This window comes from Acinetobacter soli (genome assembly GCF_018139125.1).
GTDB lineage: Bacteria > Pseudomonadota > Gammaproteobacteria > Pseudomonadales > Moraxellaceae > Acinetobacter > Acinetobacter soli.
In genome coordinates this window covers 1,627,396-1,653,909 of the sequence record NZ_CP073241.1, presented here as the reverse complement: position 1 = coordinate 1,653,909, position 26,514 = coordinate 1,627,396, and the positions used below count along the sequence as shown (strand labels likewise).

The following is a 26,514-nucleotide window of genomic DNA, read 5'->3' as shown; positions in this document are numbered from 1 at the left end:
CATGAGTTTCTCCCGCATTAATGGGATATTGCATGCCGAGCAATGTTCACTTCAGCAGCTCGCGCAGCAATTTGGTACGCCACTTTATGTTTATTCAAAGACAGCCTTTGAAAAACATTATCAAGATATGGATCGTGCCTTTGATTTTATTGATCATCAAATCTGTTTTGCGGTGAAATCAAACTCTAATTTGGCGGTACTGAATGTTTTGGCAAAACTGGGTTCAGGTTTTGATATTGTAACCGGTGGCGAACTCGCACGTGTATTGGCTGCGGGCGGTGATCCAAGCAAAATCGTATTTTCTGGTTTGGGTAAATCTGAGGCCGATATTCAAAAAGCACTTGAGGTCGGCATTGCGTGTTTTAATGTTGAGTCTTATGCCGAGCTTGACCGTATTCAAAAGGTTGCAGCGAGCCTCAACTTACGTGCACCCATTTCATTGCGCGTTAATCCCGATGTCGATGCCAAGACACATCCTTATATTTCAACGGGTTTAAAAGAAAACAAATTTGGTATTCCAAGTGATACCGTATTTGAAACGTATCAATATGCAGCCTCGCTGTCTCATTTAGATGTAGTTGGAATCGATTGTCATATTGGTTCACAGTTGACCGAAACCAAACCGTTTGTAGATGCTTTAGATCGCGTGATTGTGATGATCGAACAGCTTAAAACGCTGGGAATTGAGATCAAGCACATCGATATCGGTGGTGGTTTGGGAGTCTGTTACAAAGACGAGACACCGCCAACTGCTGCAGAGTACGCTGCTGCACTCAAGCCTGCGCTACAAAAACTTGGGCTTAAAGTATATATGGAACCAGGTCGTAGCATTAGTGCCAATGCGGGTGTGTTATTGACCAAAGTTGATTTGCTCAAGCCAACCAATCATCGTAACTTTGCTATTATTGATGCAGCCATGAATGACTTGATTCGTCCGTCATTGTATGAAGCATGGATGGATATTCAGTCTGTTTCAGCGTCATCGGATGCTGAAGAAAAAACTTGGGATATCGTTGGGGCAATTTGCGAAACAGGTGATTTTCTGGGTAAAGATCGAAGCCTTGCACTTAAAGAAAATGACGTGCTGGCGGTGATGGGCGCAGGTGCTTATGGCTTTGTGATGAGTTCAAACTACAACACCCGTGGCCGTGCTGCAGAAGTGATGGTGGCAGGTAATGCCGCACATTTGATTCGTGAGCGTGAAACCATCGAGTCGTTGTGGGAAAAAGAACGTTTGCTGCCAGAGGGTTAAGACATGTTACTTGAATTTACCAAAATGCATGGTCTGGGCAATGACTTTGTTGTGCTCGATTTAATTAGCCAACGTGCTTACTTAGACACCACCACCATCCAGCGTATGGCAGATCGTCATTTTGGTATTGGCTTTGATCAATTATTGATTGTCGAGCCACCAGATGATCCGCAAACCGATTTTAAATATCGCATTTTCAATGCAGATGGTTCGGAAGTCGAGCAGTGCGGAAATGGTGTGCGTTGTTTTGCCCGCTTTGTACATGAGCGACAACTCACCAAAAAAAACAAAATCAGAGTGCAAACCAAAGCGGGAATTGTTGAACCAGAACTTGGCCCTAATGGCTGGGTACGCGTCAATATGGGTTATCCTAAGTTTCATCCACAGGATATTCCATTTCTGACAGAAGAACTGGATGCCTTGTATACGCTTCCATTAGCCAATGAGCAAAGCTTAAAAATTGATGTCGTCAATATGGGAAATCCGCATGCGGTGACCATTGTGCCGGATATCTTGACAGCCGATGTTGCAGGCATGGGGCCACAAGTCGAAGCACATGTGCAATTTCCACAGCGTGTCAATGCGGGTTTTATGCAGATTTTGGATGAAAAGCATGTGCGCTTGCGTGTGTTTGAGCGCGGTGTGGGCGAAACGCTTGCTTGCGGTACGGGTGCATGTGCGGCAGCCGTAAGTGGTATGCGTCGTGGTTTACTGGCAAATTCGGTAGAAGTCGAGCTGGCGGGTGGAAAGCTTCAAATCGAGTGGCAAGAGGGCGATGTGGTCTGGATGACGGGGCCAACAGCAACAGTCTATGAAGGACGCCTTGATTTACGTTACTTTCAAACCTGATCTATAAAATACCAAGAAAGCACGCTTAGACTGGGCGTGCTTTTTTTATGCTGAAATATGGCATATTTTAAATTTAATCGATTGAATAACTGAAAAAAAAATGACCACACAATTAATTTTTTTACCCGGTGCATCGGGCAGTACACAATTTTGGCAGCCTTTAATTCACTATTTAGGATCAAACGATATAAGCAAGATAATTGCTTATCCGGGATTTGGCTGTGAACCGGCTCAAGACGCGATCACCGATTTTGATACGCTAACTGAGTATGTGCTGGCGCAAATTGATACGCCGTCTATTATTATTGCTCAATCGATGGGGGGAATTTTTGCGGTTCAGGCCGCACTCGAAAAAGCGGAAATGGTCAAAGGCTTGGTGTTGATTGTCACTTCGGGTGGTCTGGATTTGAGTGGTTTTGATGTTGAAGACTGGCGAAGTGCTTATCAAGAACATTATTTAAATTATCCAGACTGGTTTGTTCATACACGAGTCAATCATGAGCATCGTTTACATGACATTCAGCAACCCGTACTTCTGATCTGGGGTGATCAAGATCGTATCAGTCCGGTATCCGTCGGGGTACATTTACAGCACTTGCTGCCCGCTGCGAACCTACTTGTGGTACCAGAAGGTGATCATGCACTGGCCGAGCAGCAAGCGAGTAAGATTGCTCCGCCGATTTTACAATTTATCAAGCAGTTGGATTAGCGTTTACTCAAAACGAGTTTGAGGGCAAATATCAGGAAAATACTGCCCGTAACACGATCTAAACCGCGCACAAATTTGGGTTGTTTTAAAAAGCGAGAAATAGGTTGCATTGCCCAAATCAACAGCATTGACCAGATGATACCGATCAAAACATGCAACATCACCAGCCCCATAATCCATGAAAATGCAGCGGCTTCTGCGGGAATAAACTGAGGCAAAAAAGAAAGATAGAAAACCCCAATTTTGGGATTAAGTAAGTTGCCCAGAAAACCTTTAAAAAATGCATTCTGGCGTAGTGCAAAACTAGGGGGAATGTTTGAAGACATTTGACCCAGATGATGGCGAGGTTTGAAGAGCATATTTAGCCCAAGCCAAGCTAAATAAGCCGCACCAACCCATTTCAATACACTAAAAGCCATTGCCGAAGCCATGAATAAAGCGCCTAATCCACAGGCAACTACGAGCCCCCACACGATACAGCCTGTACTAATCCCAAGCGCTGCATGAAAGGCGCTGGATTTTCCTTCTAGTGTTGCGGTACGAATAATCAATGTCGTATCCAACCCCGGCGTAATTGTAAGTATGCTAATGGCAACTAAATAAGAAACCAGCAGAGTCGTCATGGCAACAAAGTTTCTCTCAGAGTGATCAATGAATTGTATACTAAGTTGCATTGATCGATGAGTTGTCAGTTGCCGTTTTTAAGTGGTGTTATATTCGGCAGTTTCAGTCATCACCAAAGTTAAATTGATTAAAATTAAGGAAGACACGTTTGGCGTTTGAAAAGCAGTTACTGGGCATGTGGCTCAAGGAAAAACAACTTCAGAACCATTCTGAGCATACACTGCGTGCTTACCATCGTGATTTAACTCATTTCTTAGCGTTTTGCACAGAGAAAAAACTCAGTCTTGGCAATATCGAAGCGGCGGATTTAAGAGAATATCTTGCACATCGTGTTGAACATGATCATTTAAGTTCAGCGAGTTTACAGCGTCATCTCACCTCGATTCGCCAGTTTATGAAATGGGCGCAGCAGTCGAACCATTTAAGCCATAATCCTGTCGATGATTTTAAACTCAAACGCAAATCGCGACCGTTGCCGGGCTTGGTCGATATCGAAACTGTGCTGCAGATTTTAGATCAACCTGCACCAAGTGATGCGGTTGATCATCAGCTATGGCTAAGAGATAAAGCCATGCTTGAATTGCTCTATTCAAGCGGCTTGCGTTTGGCCGAGTTGCAAGGACTTGAACTCCGTGATCTCGATTTTCAACGTCAATTATTACGTGTGACCGGTAAAGGCAATAAAACACGCGTCGTCCCGTTTGGTCAAAAAGCAAAGGACAGTATCATGGCATGGCTGAAGATATATCAGCTTTGGAAGGGGCATTTCGAGCCGCATGATCCACTTTTTGTGTCGCAAAAAGGGGGCGTGCTTTCACCGCGACAAATCGAAAATCGGGTGAAGTTTCAGGCCATTCGTGCAGGCGTCAATGTCGATTTACATCCCCATTTACTTCGGCATTGCTTTGCCAGTCATATGCTCTCGGCCAGTCGGGACTTGCGCTCGGTTCAAGAAATGCTGGGCCATTCTAACTTAAGTACCACTCAAATTTATACGCATGTCGATTTTGACCATTTGGCGCAAGTGTATGACCAAGCGCATCCTCGGGCGCATAAGCCAGATAAATCGCGATAACTTGAAGAAAAATGACAATACAAAATATGACTTCCGAGTCGCTTTAACACTCGCTTACTCGAATGACATCTTTGATCTAGGCAGTCAATCAATTTCAAAATGATGAAGAAGTGAGCTTTTTTACATAAATTAACCAAACTATCAGGCACGCTGATGAAACAAATCAAATAAAAACATAATATAAATCAATAAGTAAAAAATAATTAAAAATACTGTAAATTCAATAACAAAACATTTAGATTAGAAAAAATGAACTGTGGATTCCACAGTTTTATTGCAGATTTATCTTGGCGGCTGTAATTGTGACTTGACCGAAATGCCAAACACATAGCAAGATAAAGCACCTAAAAAATTTATATTGAAGCGTTACTATAATGCTTCTGAACATTTACTTGCTGAAACAGCCGAGGATTACATGAAGGCTCTTGTTGCTGTAAAACGTGTGGTTGATGCCAACGTTAAAGTTCGCGTTAAGCCGGACAATACTGGGGTTGACCTAACCAACGTAAAAATGTCAATTAACCCATTCTGTGAAATCGCAGTGGAAGAAGCGGTTCGTTTAAAAGAAAAGGGAACTGTATCTGAAATTATTGTGGTTTCAATTGGCCCGAAAGAAGCGCAAGAACAAATCCGTTCTTCAATGGCTTTGGGTGCAGACCGTGGTATCTTGGTTGAAACATCTGATGATATTGGCGCACTTGAAGTGGCTAAAATTCTTAAAGGTGTGGTAGACGCTGAAAAGCCAGAACTGATCTTATTGGGCAAACAAGCCATTGATGATGATTCAAACCAAGTGGGTCAGATGCTCGGTGCACTTTTGAATGCAGGTCAGGGTACCTTTGCATCAGAAGTGAAAGTAGACGCGGGTAAAGTTCAAGTTACACGCGAGATCGACGGTGGTTTGCAAACCGTTGAACTGACGCTACCTGCGATTGTGACTGCCGACCTTCGTTTGAATGAGCCACGTTATGCGGCGCTTCCAAACATTATGAAAGCACGTAAAAAACCGCTTGAAACCAAATCTCCAGCAGATTATGGCGTAACAGCGACCACCAAACTCAAAACCGTTAAAGTTGAAGCACCAGCAGAGCGTAAAGCAGGTGTTCAAGTGAAATCGGTAGATGAGCTTGTTGAAAAGTTAAAAAATGAAGCGAAAGTGATCTAATACGGAAGGATAAAATCATGAGTATTTTAGTTATCGCTGAGCACGACAATAAGACACTTAACGGTGCAACTTTGAATGTTGTGGCTGCAGCACAAAAAATCGGTGGTGATATTGCTGTATTGGTTGCAGGCGCTGGTGCTCAGGCTGTTGCAGACGCGGCAGCAAAAATTGCGGGTGTCAGCAAAGTTCTTCTTGCAGACAACGCCGTGTACGAACACCAATTGGCTGAAAACGTTGCACAGCTTGTGGCTGATGTAGCGAAATCAGGTTATAAGCATGTTTTGGCAGCATCAACGACTTCAGGTAAAAACATTCTGCCACGCGCAGCGGCTTTACTTGATGTCAGCATGATCTCCGACATTATTGCAGTTGAATCTGAAAATACGTTTAAGCGTCCAATCTACGCTGGTAATGCGATTGCAACAGTTCAATCTGAAGAATCAATTATCGTGGCGACCGTTCGTGGTACTGCATTTGATGCAGTGGCAAGCGAAGGTGGCTCTGCTGCAATCGAAGCAGTCGGTGAGGCAGCCAATGCAGGCGTTTCAACTTTTGTAAACGAAGAAATTGTGAAACTGGATCGTCCAGAGTTGACTGCAGCACGTATCGTGGTGTCAGGTGGCCGTGGTGTGGGTTCAGGTGAGAACTATCACAAGGTACTCGATCCATTGGCAGATAAACTAGGTGCAGCGCAAGGTGCTTCACGTGCGGCTGTAGATGCCGGTTTTGTACCAAACGATTATCAAGTGGGTCAAACGGGTAAAATCGTAGCACCAGATCTTTATCTTGCTGTTGGTCTGTCAGGTGCGATTCAGCATTTGGCGGGTATGAAAGATTCTAAAGTCATTGTTGCAATCAACAAGGATGAAGAAGCGCCAATCAATAGTGTTGCTGACTACTGGTTAGTCGGTGACTTGAACACTGTTGTACCAGAATTGGTATCTAAGCTCTAATCAGCGCTTTGATTGGATCTGAAAACCTCAGCATTTGCTGGGGTTTTTTATTTGATCAATACTGCCAAACTTAGCGTGAGTTGTTTTAGGAAAAGCGTGACCATTTACTAAAAAAGTCATGTAAAAAACCAGACTGAGAATACAGTTGTCTATTTTTAAATCAGTATAAAATTAAATCTGTAAATAATCTGTAAATTATATAAATATAAAAGCCAGATCACGGCGAGATCGTACATTCAGAAGCAGAATTATGCTATCATTTGCCGCTGTATTTTTTATTTTTAGTTCAGCTTTTTTGAGTTGAATTTTATTGCAAGATCAAGACATATTGCAGCAAGTTTAGCGCTTGCTGTCTACAAGGAGTATGCATGAGCGTATCGGAAATCCGACCGATTGCCATTGAGGACGAACTCAAGCATTCATATCTAGATTATGCGATGAGCGTAATTGTATCGCGTGCATTGCCAGATGTACGTGATGGCCTTAAGCCAGTGCATCGTCGTGTGCTTTATGCCATGCACGAGCTCGGCAATGACTATAACAAAGCCTATAAAAAGTCAGCACGTGTTGTAGGTGATGTGATCGGTAAGTACCACCCGCACGGTGATACTGCTGTATACGACACAATTGTGCGTATGGCACAAGATTTTAGTCTACGTTATCTGTTGGTCGATGGTCAGGGTAACTTTGGCTCTGTGGACGGCGACAGTGCAGCAGCGATGCGTTATACGGAAGTGCGTATGACCAAGCTGACACATGAGCTTCTGGCAGATCTTGAAAAAGACACCGTGGACTGGGTGGATAACTACGACGGTTCAGAGCGTATTCCAGATGTGTTGCCAACGCGCATTCCAAACCTGCTCATCAATGGAGCAGCAGGGATTGCCGTCGGTATGGCGACCAATATGGCACCGCACCATCTAAATGAAGTGATTCATGCCTGTCTAGCTTATGCAGACAACCCGAATATCTCCATTGAAGGCTTGATGGAACATATCACCGGTCCAGACTTTCCGACAGGTGGTATCATCTATGGAAAATCAGGCATCGTCGATGCTTACCGAACAGGTAAAGGGCGTTTGCATATTCGCGGTAAATATCATTTTGAAGAAGATGAAAAAACCGGACGTACCACCATTGTCTTTACGGAAATTCCGTATCAGGTCAATAAGGCACGTGTGATTGAGCGTATTGCCGAATTAGTCAAAGAGAAAAAGCTTGAGGGTATTTCGGAGCTTCGCGACGAATCCGACAAAGAAGGCATGCGTATTGCGATTGACTTGAAACGCGGTGAAAACGCGGAAGTGATCGTCAATAACCTGTTTTTGAATACCCAGTTAGAAAACTCATTCAGCATCAATATGGTGTGTCTAGACAACGGACAACCAAAGTTGATGAACCTGAAAGACATCATTGCGGCATTTATCCGTCATCGTCAAGAAGTGGTAACACGCCGTACCATGTTTGAACTGCGTAAAGCGCGCGAACGTGGTCATATTTTGGAAGGCTTAACGGTTGCCTTAGCCAATATTGATAACATCATCGAAACCATTAAAACCTCGGCGAATCCGGCTGAAGCACGTGAACGCCTTTTGGCGGGCGAGTGGGCTGGTGGCGGTGTGATTGCCTTGCTCGAAAAAGCAGGTTCGGTTTCGGTTCGTCCAGATGAAATTGAGGGTGAAGATCCAGCGCGCCCATTTGGTTTATCTGACCAGATCTACCGCTTGTCACCAACGCAAGTGGGTGCAATTCTTGAGCTTCGCTTGCATCGTTTAACAGGCTTAGAGCAAGACAAACTCCATGCCGAATACAGTGAAATTTTGGCTCAAATTGCCGAGCTGACAGCAATTTTAAACGACTTTAATCTGTTGATGACGGTGATACGTGAAGAGCTTGCGCTGATTTTACAACAGTATGGTGATGAACGTCGTACTCAGATTGTCGAATCACGTATTGATTTCTGTCGTGAAGATTTGATTCCAGAAGAGCAGGTGGTATTGACCGTTTCACAAACGGGTTATGCCAAAACACAGCCATTGTCAGACTATCAGGCGCAGCGCCGTGGTGGACGTGGTAAATCTGCAACCTCAATGAAAGATGACGATATAATCCAGCATTTGATTGTGGCGTCGAATCACGCGACCGTGCTGTGCTTTACCAATGTGGGTAAAGTGTACCGTTTGAAAGTGTTTGAAGTGCCGCAAGCATCGCGTGGTGCAAAAGGCCGTCCTATGGTCAATTTGCTGCCATTAGATGCCAATGAAACCATCACTGCAATTTTACCGCTGACTGAATTCCCAGAAGACCATTATGTCTTTATGGCAACAGCTTCAGGTACGGTAAAACGTGTAGAACTTGAGCAGTTTGCCAATATCCGCTCAAACGGCTTACGTGCCATCGAACTCAATGAAGAAGATACCTTGATTGGTGTAGCCATTACCGATGGTCAACAGCAAATCATGCTGTTTTCTAATGAAGGTAAGGCCATTCGTTTTGCAGAAACCGATGTGCGTGCTATGGGGCGTACCGCAAAAGGTGTACGCGGTATGCGCGTGACGCTGGCTGCTGCTGTAGATAGTGAAGATGCAGAACTCGATACCGATGAAGCAGATGATTCAGATGAATCTAACGATTCAAATCTGGTGAGTCGCATTGTGTCATTGGTGGTTGTACCTGAAACCGGTGAAGTGCTGTGTGCCAGTGCCAACGGCTATGGTAAGCGTACACCAGTAAATGACTTCCCAACCAAAAAACGTGGCGGCAAGGGCGTGATTGCAATCAAGACCTCCGAGCGTAATGGTGAATTGGTAGGCGCTGTTTCAATTGATGAAACCAAAGAGCTAATGTTGATTTCAGATGGCGGAACCTTGGTACGTACCCGTGCCGCCGAAGTTGCAATGACAGGCCGTAATGCACAAGGTGTTCGCTTGATCCGTCTCAGCGATGCAGAAACCTTGGTGGGTGTGGTATCCATTGAGGCTGTGGAAGATGAAGATGATCTGATTGAAGATCTCGAGACTCAAGCATCAGATGCAGTAGAGCAAGCAGATATCGAGTCTGATACAGCAAATCAAAGTGTTGCAAATGACTCAGAGAGCAATGATCAAGCTTAACCATCTTGATATGTAAAAAAAGGAAGCTTTGGCTTCCTTTTTTTATGAATGTCGATTGTGCGTGCGATGAACCCACCGATAGTAAGCCAATGCTAAAAAGATTACGGTCATGAGCGTCAATATCATAAGTTTGAGCATGACAGCACTTAAATGAACCCCCATTTGATTGAGCTGTACAAATAGCTGTACTGCATGCGTAGATGGCAGCAACGCACTAAAAATCTGCATCCACTGAGGCATGGCCTGTATCGGCCAGGCGGTTCCAGTGAGTAAAAACAATGGAATAGAAGTAAAAACCAGAAAATGTCCGGCACGTTCGCTCATATCGAGTAAAGAACCAAAAAGCAGACCCAAGCTGACAATACAACTCACAAAGATTGGAACCGCAACCAGCATGCCCCAGAAATTTCCGCCATGCGGATAATCATTTTTCCAAAACACAAAGCCAAACATATACAGACAGCCTAGGCATCCAATGGTAAAAAAGCTGGCAAATATTCCCCAAAACTGACTCGATGTGGGCTGATACCGTTCTTCTTTATATCCTCCAAGTAACATACCTAAACCCAGTACAATGGTTTGATGAATAATCAGCGGTGCGACGGCGGGAAATACATAGCTCCCATAGCCTGAAAGCGTGTTGAAAAGCGGAATCTGATGAATCGAAAGCGCCGGTTTAAAATGTGTAATCTGACCAAATTTTTCGGCATATTCGGCAATCACTTGTTCGATAGAGAGCGCCAGTCCTAAACCAATTTCTTTGATTTTTAAAAAATATGCAGCACTGATATAAAGTCCAACGCCGCCCATTTCACCACGTCGAACACTCATGCTTAATTGATCAGGCAGATACAAAATACCATCTGCTTTTTGGTTTTTAACCATTTGCTCTGCTTCAAGAAAGTTTGTCGTGGTTGCAACAATCTTGATTTTAGGGCTATTTGCGACTTGACTAATGATGGTTGAGGTTAAAGCACTTTGTTCTTCATCCACAATCACAATGGGGAGTGATTCAGCATGTTCTGACTTATACGCAGTGGGGTAGAAGAAGCTGTAAAAAAACACTGACAACACAACAGTCGTCAAAATCGAGGAATTTTTTGCAATTTCTTTAAACGTGTGCAGATAATAAAACCAGAATTTTTTCATGAGAGCGCCTCCTGCACACGTTTTTTAAGCAAGCGACTCGACACCAAAAAATAAAAAACACAGTAAAACAGCAAGATCAGAAGGGGCCATAATGAAATAGAAACATCACTTCCAACCACCCATTGCTCGGTTTGAAGCTTTGCGTACGGTGTATATGGAATAATCATGGACCAAAATTGTGTAAAAATCGGTGCATTGTTCAGTGGTAAAGTAACACCTGCAAAACTTAAGGATGATCCGCCATAAACGGCAATAAATCCAAAGGTTCGGCCCATATTTTGCGATGCAATCATAACGGTTGCGCTAATCATGGCATATGCGAAATAAAGTAAAAACTGTGCCATTAAAAGCAGGCTCAAACTGCCCGCAACAAACCAGCCACGAATCACAATTAGCCAGAACATCCATAGCCATGTCCAAGCACAAAAAATCACGACATAGAGTAAAGTTTTGGCAAGTAGCATTTTCATGGCATTGTCAGGTGCGCTCCATTGCGTCAGTGTGCCGCGCTTAAATTCCTGACCAATTGCAAATGCAACGCAGCAACACAGCAATAAATGCAAAATCGCGGGTACCATGAAAGGCTCTAGATAAAACTCATAGCTTAAGCTAGGGTTGTAAAGTGTTGAGACTTTGACATGCGGTGTGGGCAGGTCAATGGCAGGCAATAATGCTGAAAAATAGTGTTCACCACCAAACTCGCCCATGGCATTGAGTGTGCTGATGAGCATGGCACTTGAAATGGTGTTGCCAATACTAAAAAATGACTGATTAAACGCCACACTAATCTGTGCATCTTGTGCATTCACTAAACGCTGTTCTGCACCTTCTGGAATATGTACATATCCCCAAATTTGGGTTTTGTTTACGAGTTCCTCAGCCTCAGACGTATTGGTTAAAACGTATTTCAAATCTAGGGTGGGATTATGGCGTAAATCCTGTTCGATGATGCGACTCAGCTGGCTATGATCTTGGTCAATGAGTGCAATGGGAAGATGATCGGGTTTTCCCTGATAAAACATACTTGCAAACAGCACCACTACACATAGGGGGGCGAGTGTAACCATCGCCAAATCCCATTTGTTTTTGAGCAGATAAATGCACTCACGCCAGAAACAGGCCCACATATCAATTGGCCTCAACTACATCAAAAATCACACTCATACCCACTTTTAAATCAGCTGCTGCTTCTGTGGGTTTAAGATGAAGCTTAAAGCTACGGATATCGTAACCGCCGGTTTGTCGCGTGGTTTTAATGGTGGCAAACTCACCTTCGGCATCGATGTGTTGAATATTAAAATTGATCTTTTTATCAAGTGCGGGTACATATCCCTGAAGTGTTTTTTGCTGATAGACACTTCGATACTGATCTTCCCGGACATTTAAACTGACCCAGCGTTCGTCATCCTCTAACAAACTGACCACAGGCACTGCGGCAGCGACCAACTCCGAGGGTTTCCCATAAATTTTGGAAACAGTGCCGTTTATTGGGGAGTAGAGTTTGGTTTCAGTTTCTAACGATTCAGCTTCACCCAGCGCAGCACGTGCAATATCGACCTGTGCATCTGCCATCGATTTTTGTTGTGGCGTACTGCCACGCTTGGCACGTGCATACTGTTGATACGCGGCTTCGCTTAAAGCCCGGGCAGAGCGCTGTGCTGCGAACATTTCATCGCGACGCTGACGTGAAATGACGCCTTCTTTGTAGAGTGTTTCACCACGACGATACGTGGTTTCAGCCAGTTCCGCCTGAGCTTTTACACTTTGCCAGTTGGCATATAAGGTATCAATATTTTCTTCTTGAGAACCGCGCTCTGCTGTCGATTGAAGTGCTAAAGCCGATTGTAAAGCGGCTTGCGCTTGCTGCTTTTTGGCTTCTATCTCAGGACTAACCAAGCGAGCAAGTGCCTGACCTTTCTTAATACTCTGACCTTCCTCGACAAAGATTTCAGCAATACGACTAGGCACTTTGGTGGTGACGTAAAGCGTTTCGGCTTCAACGCGCCCTTGCAATGCTACGCTACGAGGCTGATACGCTTTCCATAAACCATAAATAATCAGTCCAATGATGAGTAATAAAATGATTAAACCAATGATTTTTACGGCGCGCTTAGGGCCATATGGTGTCTGTTTTTGCTGGGGTCCGGTGGTCGTTGCCGACTCAGAGGCAGAGGGCACCGGATGTTCAGTGTCAGAAGACGATTGATCTGTCGGCATGATGTCCTCGTAATTAATAAATATATACTGTATTAGGCTGATTTAAATACGTTTTAAACTGACTAATCGAGCCATGACTTTGGAGCAGCGTGGCCAGAGAGAGCACGTATTTATAAGCATTGATGGCCATTTCTGTATCAATCACTTGCACGGCATTTTGTGCATCAATCACTTGATTGGCCGTTCCCATGTTTTCTCTAAATGAAAGCTCTTGGATGCGTAAGTTTTCAAGTGCAGCGCGCTTATTTTCATTCAGCAGCGTTTGTGTTTGCTGCGAAGAACCCATTTCGCTATAAGATTTTTGAATAATATTTTCAATTTCCTGTTTGGTACGCTCGACTAAAAGCTGACTGCCATAGCGCTTGAGTTCGGCAGATTCGATACTTTTATTTTTATCTAGTCCACCAAACAGGTTGTAGCGTGCCACCACACCCACAATCCAGTTTTCGTTTTTGTCTAAGCTATATTCGGCAAAGGCAAATACAGTCGGCTTTTTGGCGGCGCGCTGTGCTTTCACATTTTCATCCGCCAGTTGGGTGTCTATTTGCATTTTTCGAATGAGATTAGACTGATTGGGATACGAGCTCAAAAATTGATTCAAAGGCAATGTTTGTTTTGTATTGACAAAAAGCGGTGTGGTGAGATTCCCGTTCGTTTGCTGATGTAATAGATGATTTAACTGAAACTGACTGCTGTTTAAGTTGCTTTGAGCATTTTGTAATAAGCGCAGGGCGTTGTTACGTGCCACTTCAAACTGCATTCGCTGGCCTTTGCTGATAAAGCCTTGCTGTTCGAGCTTGAAGGCGTTATTGACATGTTTTTGCATGGCATCCGCATTGAACTGGCTCGATTTCACCAATTGCGTTTGTAGCTGAGTATTAAAGTAAGCCTGAATAATTTCAAATCGTTGGATATCTTGCTGTTGTTCTGTACTGAGTTGTGCCCGCATGGCCTGTATGGTAGCAATTTGCTTGGCACTTTTAATCAGGCCGCCTGTGTAAATGGGCATGACTAGAGAAATGGTGGGTCTGATCACTTCATCTTCAATACTTAAATTTGCGTAATTGGGAAACTGATTAATTCCATCTGAAATGGCTGTATTCGCGCCCGTCTGAATCGTATTGAGTACATCTGGTGGCAACACGCCACCCACCTGAGACAACTGCTCGCTCAAGCGTTGACTCAAAGTATTTTCAAGATTTTGTTTAAAACTGTCTAAAGGGAGATCAACTTCGCTATGGAATTTGTAAGCCCGTACATTAAGGTCAATACGTGGGCGTCCTAGGCCTTTAGTGGCTTGTGCATCAAGACGTGCTGCCTGTTCAAAGGCTTGATTGGCCTGAGTACTGTAAGAGGATGTAAGCGCTTGTTGCTCTGCCTTTACATAACTGATGCCCTCAGCAAGTGCCACTTCACTGCATAAAAGCAAAGCTGCCATACAGCCAAACAAAAACTTGACTGGAGGAGGTGAGGTTGCGCACCTGAAATTCATTTTTATCATTCGCTGTTGTAATGTCATATCAAGTCACGTCGTGTTGTTCCTGAAAGTATAATCTTTATTGTAAAAGCATCAGTTATAGTCTTGTTTATTATACAAATGTATAGCACGTGGGGTGTTTAAAAAGCAATCAATATGCTTGGATTAATCTGACTGGATATTCTATTGTTTATCTAATTTGATCAATCGTAAATTCAGGCCAAAAGGCATCAAGTTATATAAAAAATATATGCTCAATGCTGCTGCATGCGCTGGCAAGATGTGGTTAAATGCGAACTTTAGTTTAGTTTCAATTATATAAAGGAACGATCATGCGCGCGTACAATTTCTGTGCTGGCCCAGCTGCATTACCGACTGCTGTTTTAGAAAAAGCTCAACGTGAACTGTTGGACTGGCAGGGTAAAGGGCTTTCCATCATGGAAATGAGTCACCGTAGCGCTGATTATGTTGCCGTTGCAGAAAAGGCTGAAGCCGATCTGCGCCAGCTGATGAACATTCCTGAAAACTATAAAGTCTTATTCTTGCAAGGTGGTGCATCGTTACAGTTTTCAGCAATTCCATTAAATTTGCTTGGAAAAAACAGCAAGGCAGATTATATCCATACTGGAATCTGGTCTGAAAAAGCGCTAAAAGAAGCTCAGCGTTATGGCGATATCAATGTAATCGAAGCAGGCACTCAAATTGATGGCAAGCTTGGTATTAAGCCTCAGTCTGAATGGGCATTGTCTGAAGATGCAGCTTATGTGCATTATGCAGATAACGAAACCATCGGGGGCTTACAATTTGCAGGTATTCCTGAGGTTAATGCGCCGTTGGTATCGGATTTATCGTCTAGCATTTTGTCTGCACCGCTAGATGTGAGTAAGTTTGGTTTGATTTATGCTGGTGCGCAAAAAAATATTGGCCCCGCAGGTCTTACTTTGGTCATTGTTCGTGACGATTTGCTTGACCAATCACGTGCAGATATTCCGAGCCTGTTAAAATACTCTGCACAAGCTAAAAATGACTCTATGGTGAATACACCGGCAACTTATTCATGGTATTTGGCTGGTTTGGTATTTGAGTGGTTAAAAGAGCAAGGTGGTGTTGAGGCCATTCATCAAGCCAACCTTGAAAAAGCCAAATTACTCTATGGTTATATCGATTCGAGTGATTTTTATAACAACCCGATTGCGCCGGCCAATCGCTCGATTATGAATGTGCCATTCACTTTGGCAGATGAAGCATTGGAAAAACGTTTCTTAAAAGAAGCAGAGCAAAACAATCTATTGAACCTTGCTGGACATCGTTCAGTTGGTGGAATGCGTGCCAGCATTTACAATGCTGTGCCGCTTGAAGGCGTGCAAGCACTGGTCAACTTTATGGACGCATTTGTCAAAGCCAAGGGCTAATTGCAAAGGCAATAAAAAAAGCCCCAACATCATGTGGGGCTTTTTTAATGATTCATTTAAAGCGATAAGAAACCAAAATAATGGATCATCACTGCTGCTAGAAACATTCCGAGTGCAAAAAAGCATAATGCAACTGTATCGAATTTAATACGCTGTCCGCTCAATTGAATCAGATTGGTCGATTGTTCAGGTATAATTTTCATCAATACGCCTAATTTATTAATTATTCGTTGAAACGCTATTATTCAACTTTACTTTTAGCATAAATATTCGCCTGAATCCAGATATTACCTCGAATATACTGACCAATTTCAAAATTTTCGTGGGCATTATTTTTAGTGGCGAGACGAATTAATATTGCAGGTAGCTCGTCTTCTAGCACCAACACCACATCATAAAGGGTATAGGTTTCATCCATAAATGTCGCCGATGATTTACCTACGATATTGCCTTGAAACCAAGCTTCGTCTTCTTGGCCCATGGTTTCGCCAAATAAATAAGCCACCATTTTAGAAAAATCGACCGTTACAGGTTCCTGATCTTCAGGCGTTTTAGGTTGCCACGCATCAATCAATTCTTGCAGATTTTCAGGCGCAACACCGTTATTGGCCGACAAAATATCATTTAACGCACGATGATGTTTAATCGATGCCGGATCGTCGACTTCAATGGTTTCGTTGTCGGCAACGACTTCAAGTTCATAGGCCCAAGCATTTAACTGAACTTGATAGGCCTGATTTTTTTCATATTGATTGTGATTGACGCTATATAGATTATCGTAAGCGTAAATAGTGGTATTTTTATTTAAACTCAACCGTAAAACAGCCTGAGTATTTGATTCGCAGGCAATGATGCGATCAATCACAGCATTATATTTATATGGGCTTTCAAAACTTGGAAATGCAGTTTTCAGCGCGCGCGGTTTATTATTTTCGACCGCAATAATCTGGCTGACTTTAATCCCAGATTCAGATGGGCCTTGAATCAACCATACGTCGGTATCCATATCCTGTTCAGTTTCACATAAACCCATTGGCATCATAGGAGCGTCGAGTGCCATACTGAGCCATTTAGGCACGACTTGTTCAGGTGTATCACTCAATAACGCCCAATGCTCGCCATGGTTGCCAAAACCTTGATCTTGAATAGTAACGATTTCTGGACTGTTTTGATTTTTCATATAACCCTGAAGAATTTTTAAAAGATTTAGATATATAAATCGAGCATATCTAAGTTTTTTCAAGTGTTGATATGCAATTATGTAAAAAATATTTTAATTTTCTTTTTGAATTTCATCGAGATGTCGGCGTATTAGATCTATGTAAAAATAACAAGCCTACAGGTCACCATCAAATCTTAAGTCTGTTAAAATAAATTCCTCTTTAAAAAGGTTGAAATTGCGTGTTGCCATTTAAACTTTGGGTCGATGCCGATGCATTGCCAAAGATTCTGCGAGAAGTCATTTTGCGTGCTTCAGATCGCTATCAGCTTGAAGTCATTTTTGTTGCAAATCAAAACGTGGGCATTACGCCATCTGTCCGGATCAAATCGATTCAGGTTATGAGTGGTGCCGATCAGGCCGATCGTGAAATTGTCGAGCGCATGCAGGCACATGATATTGTGATTACTCAGGATATTCCTTTAGCTGCACAAGTGATTGAAAAGGGCGGTATTGCGATTCATCCACGAGGCGAAATCTATACCGATGCCAATGTAAAAGCACGTTTGCATTTACGTGATTTTATGGACACCCTGCGGGGTGCTGGCGTACAAACTGGCGGACCACCGCCCATTTCCGAACGCGATAAACGCGAGTTTTCAAGTGCGCTTGATCAAACCATTTTAAAGCAAAAGCGTAAAACGCTTTGAGACCGGCTATGCCTTCAAAAAGCAATATCATACTGACCTATATTGTTTTGGTTTTGATCTGGGCATCGACTCCGCTGGCGATTGTCTGGAGCGTGGCGGATCTGCATGTACTTTGGGCCATGATGTTACGCTTCTTTTTGGCGCTGCCAATTGCTGTAGTGATATTACTGGTACTCAGAATTCGTTTTCCACTCAACCCAAACGCCATTCATAGCTATATTGCAGGCTCGTTTAGCTTAATTGGCGCGCAGGTGTTTACCTATATTGCTACGCAGTATCTAAGCTCTGGGGTGATTGCGCTGATGTTTGGGCTTGCACCTATCATTGCCGGTTTGATTGGCCGTTTTGCTTTTGCGCAGCAACTCAATCGCCTGCAATGGACGGGTATGGCCATTGCAATTGTCGGTTTGGCATTGATCTGCTTTGGCGGGTCATCACAGCATGTGCATCCGCTGGGCATCGGTCTGATGCTCATGAGTGTCTTTATCTACTGTAGCTCAATTTTTTGGGTAAAAAAGGTCAATGCCGATGTCTTGCCGATGGCACAAGCCACTGGGTCAATTCTGGTTTCTACCTTGGTGTCTTTGTGTGTACTGCCGTTTGTGTGGTCACATGCACCTACGCATCTGCCGGAAATGAAGTCATTACTGGCGTTGTTGTACACCACGATCATGGCATCACTGATTGCAATGTTTTGCTATTTTAAACTGGTCAAAAACATTGAACCGACCACATTATCGCTCACCAATGTGATGACGCCTATACTGGCCTTGGTGATTGGCGCTTTATTTAATCATGAGCAGATTTCACTCATGATGATTTTAGGTACCTGTATTATTTTGAGTGGGTTATTTTTATATTTTTATCGTGATATTCAGGCTAATCGACGCTACAAACAACACATCAAATCTTGGGGATCACTGTAGCTTGCCTAATGTAATGCACAGACAAGTACGATTGAATTTGGCTTAAAACCGGGTAACATACGCTTCATAAAGTACATCAAAATGTTGATCTTTATGCCTTAATTGTTCGATTTCGTAGTAATCGGTACGATCAAATTGATCTACTGCGGTATCTGGTACAAAATAAGCCCGCTATATAATCTGAATCGTAAGGGTCATTCAATAATAAGAGTCTGCCGGGTGAAGTTTTATCGAGATTCTTTTGGTGTATCTGTGCGTAATCGATGTTAATCGCAGTATCTAAATAAATACTGTTTTTTCTTTTATGAAATGACCTTGGACTAAGTGGTATGTTTAAACCAATCTCGCTGTATATAGGGTTGCGATATACCCGCGCTCGGCGTAGTAATCACTTTATTTCGTTTATTGCCTTGGTTTCGATGATTGGTCTGACCTTGGGCGTTGCGGTACTGATTACCGTTTTGTCCGTGATGAACGGCTTTGATCGCGAGTTGAAAAATCGTGTACTTGGTATGGTACCGCAGGCCACGATTTCATCGAACCAGATTCTAACCGACTGGCCTCAACTTGCTAAAAAAATTGAGGGTCATCCTCATGTCACTGGTGTTGCACCATTTACACAATTACAAGGCATGCTCACCGCACAAGGCCAAGTTGCCGGGATTATGGTCAGCGGAATCGAACCAAGTTATGAAAAAAAGGTTTCGATTATCCAAAACCATATGGTGGCAGGTAGTATCGACAGCCTTAAAAAAGGCGAATACGGCATTGTACTCGGCAAGCAAATGACCGACGCACTCGGGCTTGGTCTAAACGACAGTGTGACGCTGGTTTTGCCTGAAGCGACGCCATCACCTGCTGGGGTGGTGCCACGATTTAAACGATTTAAAATTGTGGGCATCTTCAGTATTGGTGCCGAAGTAGATTCGATGATGGGCTATATTGCCTTGAATGATGCATCTACACTGTTGCGCTTACCCGATGGCGCCCAAGGAATTCGTCTTAAACTGGACAATATTTTTGCAGCACCTCAAGTGGCAGACGATATTGTGAAGACCTTACCATCCAATTTCTATGCGTCTAACTGGACTTATACTCACGGTAACTTGTTTAGCGCCATTCAAATGGAAAAAGCCATGGTGAGCTTGCTATTGTTCCTGATTGTTTTGGTTGCAGCATTCAATATTGTATCTTCACTGGTCATGGTAGTGACCGATAAAAAATCAGACATCGCGATTTTAAGAACACTAGGTGCATCACCAGCCACCATCACCAAAATCTTTATGGTTCAAGGTACAGTGATTGGTGTGATCGGTACGGTTGCGGGTGCTATTTTAGGAGTCGTGTTTGCTTCAAGCGTAAGTAATATTATTGACTGGTTCAATACGGTACTTGGTTTACATTTATTCGATGCGTATTTCATTAATTACTTGCCGTCTTATCTACGCTGGCAAGATGTGGCTTTGATTGTGTCGGTTTCACTGTTATTGAGCTTTCTTGCCACGATTTATCCGGCATTGCGTGCAGCGAAAATTCAACCTGCGGAGGCATTGCGCTATGAGTAAGATTGTCCTTGAAGCCAAAGATATTCATAAGCATTTTACCGATGGAAAATCGACAGTTGATGTGATTAAAGGCTTATCGCTTCAGGTAAAAGCAGGGGAATTTGTTTCGATTGTTGGAGCAAGTGGTTCAGGTAAAAGCACTTTGCTGCATGTACTGGGCGGACTCGATACGCCGAGTCAGGGTCAGGTTTTTCTGGATGGTCAGCGTTTTGATAATCTGGGTGAAGCGCAGCGCGGCTATAAACGAAATCATTATTTGGGTTTCGTCTATCAGTTTCACCATTTACTACCTGAGTTTTCGGCACTTGAAAATGTGGCCATGCCGCTGATGCTTCGTGCAGAGACTAATTATAAAGAGGTCAAACAACAGGCTGAACACTTACTGGATCGTGTTGGGTTGTCACATCGGTTGACGCATAAGCCTGGTGAATTATCTGGCGGAGAGCGCCAGCGTGTTGCATTGGCACGTGCACTGGTTGGGCGTCCGGCAGTGATGCTGGCAGATGAGCCAACAGGAAATCTAGACCGCAAAACGGCACTGGGTATTTTTGAGCTACTCACCGAGCTGAAAAAAGAATTCAATATGGCCATGCTGATCGTGACTCACGATGAGCAGTTGGCACAATCTGCAGATTCAATTTTACATATGCAAGATGGCCTTTGGGTCGATCCAGTCTGATTTTATTCGTATTGATAGCCCTTTCGGGGGCTTTCAATTTTTATAATACAAGTACATAAAATAGATTTTAAATAACAATGCTAAAGCTTATTTTTCTGGGGTGGATTGCAGGAATTGCAACCATGGGGCATATATTTGATCCAATATCGCCTGTCACACTCGGTATCGCGATCGGTCTATATTTCCTATTTTTACTCATCTATCTACGTGTGGCCCAACAGTTCAACTCTTCGAAATTGTTAGGCGGCTTATTGGGCATCTTTTCGGTGTGTTTGTCGTTTAGTTGTGGCGTCTATTACGCCGATCAGGCACTCACCACGCGGCTTGAGCATCGTGTCACGACCTCTTCAGTCGACTCATACATCATCTACATCAACCGTATGGGGGAGCAGTCTCAAAACGGAATCAGACAGCCTGCACAGATTCTCAATGAAAATGATGCTCCCATTCACTGGGTACTTTCCATAGATGAAACACTTATACCTGCTGATACCATGGCGCATAGTTTAGCTGTTGGGCAGTATTATCGTGCCGTGATCCAGCGTCAACCTGTGCATGGTTACGCTATACAAGGTGCATTCGATGTAGAAAAATGGTTCGTACAACAAAACTGGCAAGGACGTGGCAAAGTTGTACAACTCGAAATGCTTTCAAGTGAACAGGCGCTACGTGAAGGATATTATGATCATGTGAAACAGCAACAATCTTGGACTCGAAAATTTTTGCTTGCTGCCGAGCACTTAAGATTAAAATTTAGAGGCTATTTTCTTGCTTCTTCCTTACAACATCAAAGCTTACTTCTGGCCTTACTCACGGGCGATCGAAGTCTTCTTGATCCTGAGCTTGAGCAGCAGTTTCAACGCTTTGGTATTTCACATTTGCTGGCGATATCTGGGCCGCATGTGCTTATTTTTGCAGCGCTGATGACATGGTGTATTATCCAATTGATCAATCGATACTACGCCGCAATTTATTTGGTGATTCCACGCCAGCGACTGATGCTGATTCCATTTTTATTATGTGTACTCCTGTATTGCGCATTGGTGGGGTTTGAAATTCCTGCTCTAAGAACGCTGCTGACCGTAACCATACTGAGTATTTTCATACTTTTAAAACGTCCCGTACATGCCAGTTTCTTGTTGCTGTTCAGTGCTTCTGTTCTATTACTTATCGATCCGTTTAGCATACTCTCGGCAGCATTCTGGCTATCTTATGGGGCCTGTTTTATTCTGATTCGTATTTATCAGGAAATTGTACAGGAGCAAAAGACTGGTCAATCTTGGCGTATTCGAATCGGATATGCTGCGCAGCTTCTCATCAAGACACAATGGAAAATCTTTCTCGCACTGTTACCCCTGACCTTATTGCTCTTTAAACAGTTTTCTTGGATGACTCCATTTGCCAATATCATTGCCATTCCAGTTCTGGGTGCCATCGTGGTGCCTTTAGATGTTATCGCTGCATGCTTCTGGCTCATCCTTCCTGCATTTGGACATTTGATTTTTCAACTCAACGATGGAGTATTACAGGCTGTTTTGGGTCTGTTTAATATGATGGATCATATCTTTGCACCGGAGTTACAATATTTTGCACTTCGTCCTTGGATGATCATCAGCATTTCATTTGGCATTTTAATTTTATTTTTACCTAAAGGCACAGTGCCTAAATGCTGGTCAATCATATGCTGTGTGCCTGTTTTTCTACCTGCACAATTAAAATCACCTACCCAATTAGTGGTGTTAGATGTCGGTCAAGGACAGTCTGTGTTCATCCAAGATCAGACACAACGAATACTGCTCGATACTGGCGGCAATCACGATGAGCAAAAGTTTAGTGTAGGTAGGCAGGTGGTGGTGCCATTTTTGAAGGCACAGGGCGTAAAGCAGCTAGACCGAATTATACTGTCACATTTAGATCAAGATCATAGCGGGGCATTACCTGCGATTCTGGATGCAATATCGGTTACGCAGATTCAAGCCAATGAACCAATGCCTAAACTTCAATCTACTTTTGAGCTGTGCTATGCCGGACAGCGTTTTGAGACACCTGAAACCATTATACAAGTTTTATCACCAGCGCTTCAGGAGATCGGACGTGCTGATACGAATCGAAATGAATCGTCATGTGTTATGCATATCGAGTTTAAAAACAATCAACCCATACGACATTTTTTAATTATGGGAGATGCAGGTTGGGAAACCGAGTTTAAATTACTTCAACATTATCCGGATCTGCGCGTAGATGTTTTGGTTTTGGGGCATCACGGGAGTCGTCATAGTTCAGCCTATGATTTTTTACAGCATTATCGGCCTCAATATGCGATTGCATCTGCAGGTGCAACCAATCGTTATGGACATCCTAGTATTGAAGTTCAGGCACGACTGGCAGCGTTACAAATTCCTTTACTCAGCACAGCCAAAGCAGGCAGTATTTCTTTTAGTTTTGATCAAGCGAATGAGCAGCCACGTTTTTATCGCCATCAATACCGCTGGTTAACACAATAGCCTTTTCGCGCTGATTGGCGTCACGTACCTGTTGCACTTTTTCGAGTGCTTCCTCTTCGCTTAAGGTGTAAAGATTGTCGAGTTCAGGGTTGGCTTTAAAGCGTTTATAACTCCAATGGTAATGATCTGGATACTTTTGAATTAAAGATTCAATTGCTCGATGGATCACCGCTGTGCCATCGCGATCTGTGCCTTCATAGATTTTTGTATCCATAGGTTCGATATACATATCGAAACCGTGATTTTCATTACGAATGGCGTATAAAAACAAGGCTTTGGCTTTGGTTTTCTGAATAAGCTTGGCACTTAAATTGCTCGATGCCAAAGGGATACCAAAATACTCAACCAGCTCGCCGCCCACGTTAGGCGTATGATCGGGCAGAATCACGGTAGTTCCGCCTTGTTTTAAGGCTTTAAAAATTTGACGAACACCACTTTCGTCAGTTGGAACCAGATTGGCTTGTTCGCGGCTACGTGCTTCGCGTACAAAGCGATCGGCATCTTCATTCTTGACTGGTTTATATAAAATGGTCATGTCGGTAAATTGAGCGCACCATGCGTTCATAATTTCCCATGTACCAAAATGTGGCACGATCAAAACCAGTCCCTTTTTTTCGGCGACCGCTTGGTGAAAGTATTCTGCACCTTGAATGCTATGAATTCGAGAAATATTTTTTTCGTTGGAAGATCCCCAAATACTAAAGAATTCCATATAAGACATTAGTTCATTTCGAATTGCGTTACGAATGATGTCATGACGCTGCTCGTCATTGAGATACGGCAAGGTAATTTTTAGGTTGAGTTGTATGGTCTTAGATGTTTTTGTAAGTTTCAAACCATTTACAAGGCTAGCAAGCATCCGTGCGAATAGACGAGAAAGCTGGATAGGCTGTCTGCTAATAAAATTAAGTAAGCGATACATTAAGCTACGTGAATCGGAAGTCGTCATTATAAAAGTGCTTAAAAACAAAAACGGAGGCTTGTCGGATAAAAATATTATAAGTTAAATCATAACGATTAAACAGTTTTTCCCGATTCAGTGTATATAATGGCAGTATTTTCAACTTTTTGGGTTATTTTTTATGTCTGATTGGCCGCCTAAACCACAAAATGAAGTGCAAAATAGCAACAATAAAACTGGTCAAGAATGGCAGATTTTAGAAAAAGCTGTTTTGGCCTCTGTCGAAGAGCAGCGTCGTAGTCGTCGTTGGGGGATCTTCTTTAAAACGCTTACTTTTTTATATGTACTGTTCGTGCTGGTTTTGCTGGGCCGTGGTTGTTCTGTTAGTGATGGGGCGAGCGGTACGTCAAGTAGTAGCCCACATTTGGCTGTGGTCAATATTATTGGAACCATCGATTCAAGCAGTAAATCGGTCAATAGTGAAGATACCAACAAAGCACTTACCCGAGCGTTTGAAGCTAAATCAAGTAAGGCCGTGGTCCTCAATATCAATTCGCCGGGTGGTTCGCCAGTTCAGTCAGATGAAATCTGGCAAGAAATCCGTTATTTGAAAAAACAGCACCCAGATAAAAAGGTTTATGCCGTAATTGGTGATATGGGGGCTTCAGGCGCCTACTATATTGCTTCTGCTGCAGATGAAATTATTGTCAACCCTTCGAGTCTGGTGGGGTCAATTGGTGTGATTATGCCAAACTATGGCATTACTGGTCTGGCGCAAAAATTGGGCATTGAAGACCGTACACTTACATCTGGCGATAACAAAGATATTTTAAGCATGACCAAACCGGTTAATCCTGCACAACGTGCACATGTGCAATCAGTTTTAGATAACGTTCATGCACATTTTATCAATGCGGTTAAAGAGGGGCGGGGCAATCGCCTAAAATCGAATGATCCAGCCGTATTTTCGGGCTTGTTCTGGTCGGGTGAGCAAGCGGTCAAATTGGGTGTGGCTGACCGGACAGGTAATTTACAAACCTTGATGCGTGAGTTAAAAGTAGACAATAAAGTAGATTACACGATTGAGCGCAATCCATTTGAAACAATTCTAGGTCGAATGGGTTCAGAATTTGGTCAAGGTGTCGCTGCATCGTTGAGCCAGCACCTGCAAACGGAACAGCAGGCGAAACTCCAATAAATCTCGAGGATCACTTGAACAAGCCTTTAATTCATTTTGCCCATGCTAACGGTATACCTTCGAAGGTATACCAAAAACTGTTCGATCTATTGAGCGATCGTTACGACATTATTTATGTGCCGATGATTGGTCCAGATAAGCGCTATCCTGTAACCAATCACTGGTCACATCTGGTCGATCAAGTGATTGACAGCATTGTGCGTCAGGCAAATGGACGAAAAGTGATTGGTCTAGGACATTCCTTAGGTTCAGTTTTAACCATGATGGCCAGTTACAAGCGTCCTGAGCTTTTTTCGCAAGTGATCATGCTCGACCCGCCTTTAATTTTGGGTGCTTATTCTTTTGCCTTTCATTTAGCAAAAGTCTTTAGCCCCAAAACGGTTGATCGGATGACGCCCGCTGGGTTATCTGTACATCGACGTGACCATTGGCCGTCACGAGAAGATGCTGCTTCACGCTTGCGTCCTAAAGGATTTTATCGAGATTTTGATCCAGACTGCTTTCAAGCCTATCTAGATTATGCCTTGACAGAAGATCCTGTTCGAGGTGGCGTGACCTTAAGTATTCCAAAAGCGGATGAAGTGGCGATTTTCAGAACTAATCCTTCATGGTGGTGGCTGACGCTTAATCGTAAACCATCCGTGCCGATTCAGTTGGTGGTGGGTGAGCAAAGTAACTTTTTTAAACGACGCTTGCCGCACAAAGCCAAGAAAAGTTTAGGTATTCCATTTACCACATTGCGTGGTGGTCATATGTTCCCTCTGGAGCATCCTGAAGAGACCGTTGCTCACATTAAAACATTGATTTCCAAGAACTAAGAAATCTAGACACATAAAACCTAGTCATAAAAAACGCATCCGTGGATGCGTTTTTTGAT

At 43.3% G+C, this 26,514-nt stretch carries 23 protein-coding genes; 15 read left to right on the top strand and 8 right to left on the bottom strand.

The genetic code is table 11. The features are described 5' to 3' along the window. The first annotated feature begins 1 nt into the window (after nucleotide 1). The 3 genes from lysA to KCV09_RS07560 all read left to right on the top strand — a co-directional run bounded on the left by lysA (nucleotide 2) and on the right by KCV09_RS07560 (nucleotide 2,810). Nucleotides 2-1,252, top strand: coding sequence for a diaminopimelate decarboxylase (lysA, locus tag KCV09_RS07570; RefSeq protein ID WP_151815257.1), 1,251 nt, complete (start codon nucleotides 2-4; stop codon nucleotides 1,250-1,252). Between the two features lie 3 nt (nucleotides 1,253-1,255). Then, complete coding sequence (gene dapF / locus KCV09_RS07565; RefSeq protein WP_151815256.1) at nucleotides 1,256-2,101, top strand: diaminopimelate epimerase; 846 nt, start codon at nucleotides 1,256-1,258, stop codon at nucleotides 2,099-2,101. A 100-nt stretch (nucleotides 2,102-2,201) separates the two neighbouring features. Continuing rightward, nucleotides 2,202-2,810, top strand: coding sequence for an alpha/beta fold hydrolase (locus KCV09_RS07560; RefSeq protein WP_151815255.1), 609 nt, complete (start codon nucleotides 2,202-2,204; stop codon nucleotides 2,808-2,810). Here KCV09_RS07560 and KCV09_RS07555 read toward each other — a convergent pair. Next, nucleotides 2,807-3,433 (bottom strand): LysE family translocator, encoded by a 627-nt coding sequence (locus KCV09_RS07555; RefSeq protein WP_171497752.1) that lies wholly within the window; start codon nucleotides 3,431-3,433, stop codon nucleotides 2,807-2,809. The two genes, KCV09_RS07560 and KCV09_RS07555, sit on opposite strands and share 4 nt — an antisense overlap. A 176-nt stretch (nucleotides 3,434-3,609) precedes the next feature. Here KCV09_RS07555 and KCV09_RS07550 point away from each other — a divergent pair, with 176 nt between their 5' ends. The 4 genes from KCV09_RS07550 to gyrA all read left to right on the top strand — a co-directional run bounded on the left by KCV09_RS07550 (nucleotide 3,610) and on the right by gyrA (nucleotide 9,740). Then, nucleotides 3,610-4,509 carry a tyrosine recombinase XerC gene (locus KCV09_RS07550; RefSeq protein WP_171497753.1) on the top strand — a complete coding sequence of 300 codons (900 nt, stop codon included), beginning with the start codon at nucleotides 3,610-3,612 and terminating at the stop codon, nucleotides 4,507-4,509. Nucleotides 4,510-4,924: 415 nt separating this feature from the next. Beyond that, nucleotides 4,925-5,674 carry an electron transfer flavoprotein subunit beta/FixA family protein gene (locus KCV09_RS07545; RefSeq protein WP_004939466.1) on the top strand — a complete coding sequence of 250 codons (750 nt, stop codon included), beginning with the start codon at nucleotides 4,925-4,927 and terminating at the stop codon, nucleotides 5,672-5,674. Nucleotides 5,675-5,691: 17 nt separating this feature from the next. Further along, the gene (locus KCV09_RS07540) at nucleotides 5,692-6,627 is read left to right on the top strand and encodes an FAD-binding protein (protein WP_004939462.1); all 936 of its coding nucleotides are present in this window, start codon (nucleotides 5,692-5,694) and stop codon (nucleotides 6,625-6,627) included. A 368-nt stretch (nucleotides 6,628-6,995) separates the two neighbouring features. Further along, nucleotides 6,996-9,740 (top strand): DNA gyrase subunit A, encoded by a 2,745-nt coding sequence (gene gyrA, locus KCV09_RS07535; protein ID WP_212515737.1) that lies wholly within the window; start codon nucleotides 6,996-6,998, stop codon nucleotides 9,738-9,740. Between the two features lie 42 nt (nucleotides 9,741-9,782). On the opposite strand, the gene KCV09_RS07530 is transcribed toward gyrA, so the two are convergent. The 4 genes from KCV09_RS07530 to KCV09_RS07515 are packed head-to-tail and all read right to left on the bottom strand — an operon-like array spanning nucleotide 9,783 to nucleotide 14,544. Next, entirely contained in the window at nucleotides 9,783-10,889 is a 1,107-nt protein-coding gene (locus tag KCV09_RS07530) for an ABC transporter permease (protein WP_212515736.1), read from the bottom strand. Further along, on the bottom strand, nucleotides 10,886-12,016 hold the full coding sequence (locus tag KCV09_RS07525) for an ABC transporter permease (RefSeq protein WP_212515735.1): 1,131 nt from the start codon (nucleotides 12,014-12,016) through the stop codon (nucleotides 10,886-10,888). The genes KCV09_RS07530 and KCV09_RS07525 overlap by 4 nt, the downstream gene beginning before the upstream one ends. A gap of 1 nt (nucleotide 12,017) precedes the next feature. Next, entirely contained in the window at nucleotides 12,018-13,106 is a 1,089-nt protein-coding gene (locus KCV09_RS07520) for an HlyD family secretion protein (protein WP_212515734.1), read from the bottom strand. A 13-nt stretch (nucleotides 13,107-13,119) separates the two neighbouring features. Beyond that, nucleotides 13,120-14,544 (bottom strand): TolC family protein, encoded by a 1,425-nt coding sequence (locus KCV09_RS07515; RefSeq protein ID WP_212515733.1) that lies wholly within the window; start codon nucleotides 14,542-14,544, stop codon nucleotides 13,120-13,122. Nucleotides 14,545-14,915: 371 nt separating this feature from the next. On the opposite strand from KCV09_RS07515, the gene serC reads away from it, so the two are divergent. After that, complete coding sequence (gene serC / locus KCV09_RS07510; RefSeq protein ID WP_151815933.1) at nucleotides 14,916-15,995, top strand: 3-phosphoserine/phosphohydroxythreonine transaminase; 1,080 nt, start codon at nucleotides 14,916-14,918, stop codon at nucleotides 15,993-15,995. 56 nt (nucleotides 15,996-16,051) lie between these two features. On the opposite strand, the gene KCV09_RS07505 is transcribed toward serC, so the two are convergent. Together KCV09_RS07505 and KCV09_RS07500 are read right to left on the bottom strand one after the other, a co-directional pair. After that, nucleotides 16,052-16,198 carry a hypothetical protein gene (locus KCV09_RS07505; RefSeq protein WP_004939440.1) on the bottom strand — a complete coding sequence of 49 codons (147 nt, stop codon included), beginning with the start codon at nucleotides 16,196-16,198 and terminating at the stop codon, nucleotides 16,052-16,054. A gap of 38 nt (nucleotides 16,199-16,236) precedes the next feature. Beyond that, nucleotides 16,237-17,175, bottom strand: coding sequence for a hypothetical protein (locus tag KCV09_RS07500; RefSeq protein WP_076032019.1), 939 nt, complete (start codon nucleotides 17,173-17,175; stop codon nucleotides 16,237-16,239). 221 nt (nucleotides 17,176-17,396) lie between these two features. Between KCV09_RS07500 and KCV09_RS07495 the strand changes: the two genes are divergently transcribed. From KCV09_RS07495 to KCV09_RS07475, 5 genes are all read left to right on the top strand, one after another. Beyond that, on the top strand, nucleotides 17,397-17,864 hold the full coding sequence (locus KCV09_RS07495) for a YaiI/YqxD family protein (RefSeq protein ID WP_004939433.1): 468 nt from the start codon (nucleotides 17,397-17,399) through the stop codon (nucleotides 17,862-17,864). An 8-nt stretch (nucleotides 17,865-17,872) separates the two neighbouring features. Beyond that, nucleotides 17,873-18,790 carry a DMT family transporter gene (locus KCV09_RS07490; RefSeq protein ID WP_212515732.1) on the top strand — a complete coding sequence of 306 codons (918 nt, stop codon included), beginning with the start codon at nucleotides 17,873-17,875 and terminating at the stop codon, nucleotides 18,788-18,790. A 329-nt stretch (nucleotides 18,791-19,119) separates the two neighbouring features. Next, nucleotides 19,120-20,355 (top strand): lipoprotein-releasing ABC transporter permease subunit, encoded by a 1,236-nt coding sequence (locus tag KCV09_RS07485; RefSeq protein WP_151815058.1) that lies wholly within the window; start codon nucleotides 19,120-19,122, stop codon nucleotides 20,353-20,355. Beyond that, nucleotides 20,348-21,034, top strand: a complete 687-nt coding sequence (gene lolD, locus KCV09_RS07480) for a lipoprotein-releasing ABC transporter ATP-binding protein LolD (RefSeq protein WP_004939423.1) — start codon at nucleotides 20,348-20,350, stop codon at nucleotides 21,032-21,034. Before KCV09_RS07485 ends, lolD begins: the two co-directional genes overlap by 8 nt. A 77-nt stretch (nucleotides 21,035-21,111) precedes the next feature. Further along, a complete protein-coding gene (locus KCV09_RS07475) occupies nucleotides 21,112-23,538 on the top strand; it encodes a DNA internalization-related competence protein ComEC/Rec2 (protein ID WP_212515731.1) in 2,427 nt (808 codons plus the stop codon). Here the strand turns inward: KCV09_RS07475 and KCV09_RS07470 are convergent. Continuing rightward, nucleotides 23,471-24,487 (bottom strand): lysophospholipid acyltransferase family protein, encoded by a 1,017-nt coding sequence (locus tag KCV09_RS07470; RefSeq protein WP_004939417.1) that lies wholly within the window; start codon nucleotides 24,485-24,487, stop codon nucleotides 23,471-23,473. The genes KCV09_RS07475 and KCV09_RS07470 overlap by 68 nt on opposite strands. 133 nt (nucleotides 24,488-24,620) lie before the next feature. On the opposite strand from KCV09_RS07470, the gene sppA reads away from it, so the two are divergent. Continuing rightward, complete coding sequence (sppA, locus tag KCV09_RS07465) at nucleotides 24,621-25,637, top strand: signal peptide peptidase SppA (RefSeq protein ID WP_004939415.1); 1,017 nt, start codon at nucleotides 24,621-24,623, stop codon at nucleotides 25,635-25,637. A 14-nt stretch (nucleotides 25,638-25,651) separates the two neighbouring features. Beyond that, nucleotides 25,652-26,455: an alpha/beta fold hydrolase gene (locus KCV09_RS07460; RefSeq protein ID WP_004939412.1), complete on the top strand. Its 804-nt coding sequence runs from the start codon at nucleotides 25,652-25,654 to the stop codon at nucleotides 26,453-26,455. The last annotated feature ends 59 nt before the right edge of the window (nucleotides 26,456-26,514 follow it).

Excerpts from the sequence above, each read along its gene's own strand:
- lysA (WP_151815257.1), top strand. The coding sequence starts at position 2 with ATGAGTTTCTCCCGCATTAATGGGATATTGCATGCCGAGCAATGTTCA.
- dapF (WP_151815256.1), top strand. The coding sequence starts at position 1,256 with ATGTTACTTGAATTTACCAAAATGCATGGTCTGGGCAATGACTTTGTT.
- KCV09_RS07560 (WP_151815255.1), top strand. The coding sequence starts at position 2,202 with ATGACCACACAATTAATTTTTTTACCCGGTGCATCGGGCAGTACACAA.
- KCV09_RS07555 (WP_171497752.1), bottom strand. The coding sequence starts at position 3,433 with ATGACGACTCTGCTGGTTTCTTATTTAGTTGCCATTAGCATACTTACA.
- KCV09_RS07550 (WP_171497753.1), top strand. The coding sequence starts at position 3,610 with ATGTGGCTCAAGGAAAAACAACTTCAGAACCATTCTGAGCATACACTG.
- KCV09_RS07545 (WP_004939466.1), top strand. The coding sequence starts at position 4,925 with ATGAAGGCTCTTGTTGCTGTAAAACGTGTGGTTGATGCCAACGTTAAA.
- KCV09_RS07540 (WP_004939462.1), top strand. The coding sequence starts at position 5,692 with ATGAGTATTTTAGTTATCGCTGAGCACGACAATAAGACACTTAACGGT.
- gyrA (WP_212515737.1), top strand. The coding sequence starts at position 6,996 with ATGAGCGTATCGGAAATCCGACCGATTGCCATTGAGGACGAACTCAAG.
- KCV09_RS07530 (WP_212515736.1), bottom strand. The coding sequence starts at position 10,889 with ATGAAAAAATTCTGGTTTTATTATCTGCACACGTTTAAAGAAATTGCA.
- KCV09_RS07525 (WP_212515735.1), bottom strand. The coding sequence starts at position 12,016 with ATGTGGGCCTGTTTCTGGCGTGAGTGCATTTATCTGCTCAAAAACAAA.
- KCV09_RS07520 (WP_212515734.1), bottom strand. The coding sequence starts at position 13,106 with ATGCCGACAGATCAATCGTCTTCTGACACTGAACATCCGGTGCCCTCT.
- KCV09_RS07515 (WP_212515733.1), bottom strand. The coding sequence starts at position 14,544 with ATGGCAGCTTTGCTTTTATGCAGTGAAGTGGCACTTGCTGAGGGCATC.
- serC (WP_151815933.1), top strand. The coding sequence starts at position 14,916 with ATGCGCGCGTACAATTTCTGTGCTGGCCCAGCTGCATTACCGACTGCT.
- KCV09_RS07505 (WP_004939440.1), bottom strand. The coding sequence starts at position 16,198 with ATGAAAATTATACCTGAACAATCGACCAATCTGATTCAATTGAGCGGA.
- KCV09_RS07500 (WP_076032019.1), bottom strand. The coding sequence starts at position 17,175 with ATGAAAAATCAAAACAGTCCAGAAATCGTTACTATTCAAGATCAAGGT.
- KCV09_RS07490 (WP_212515732.1), top strand. The coding sequence starts at position 17,873 with ATGCCTTCAAAAAGCAATATCATACTGACCTATATTGTTTTGGTTTTG.
- KCV09_RS07485 (WP_151815058.1), top strand. The coding sequence starts at position 19,120 with ATGTTTAAACCAATCTCGCTGTATATAGGGTTGCGATATACCCGCGCT.
- lolD (WP_004939423.1), top strand. The coding sequence starts at position 20,348 with ATGAGTAAGATTGTCCTTGAAGCCAAAGATATTCATAAGCATTTTACC.
- KCV09_RS07475 (WP_212515731.1), top strand. The coding sequence starts at position 21,112 with ATGCTAAAGCTTATTTTTCTGGGGTGGATTGCAGGAATTGCAACCATG.
- KCV09_RS07470 (WP_004939417.1), bottom strand. The coding sequence starts at position 24,487 with ATGACGACTTCCGATTCACGTAGCTTAATGTATCGCTTACTTAATTTT.
- sppA (WP_004939415.1), top strand. The coding sequence starts at position 24,621 with ATGTCTGATTGGCCGCCTAAACCACAAAATGAAGTGCAAAATAGCAAC.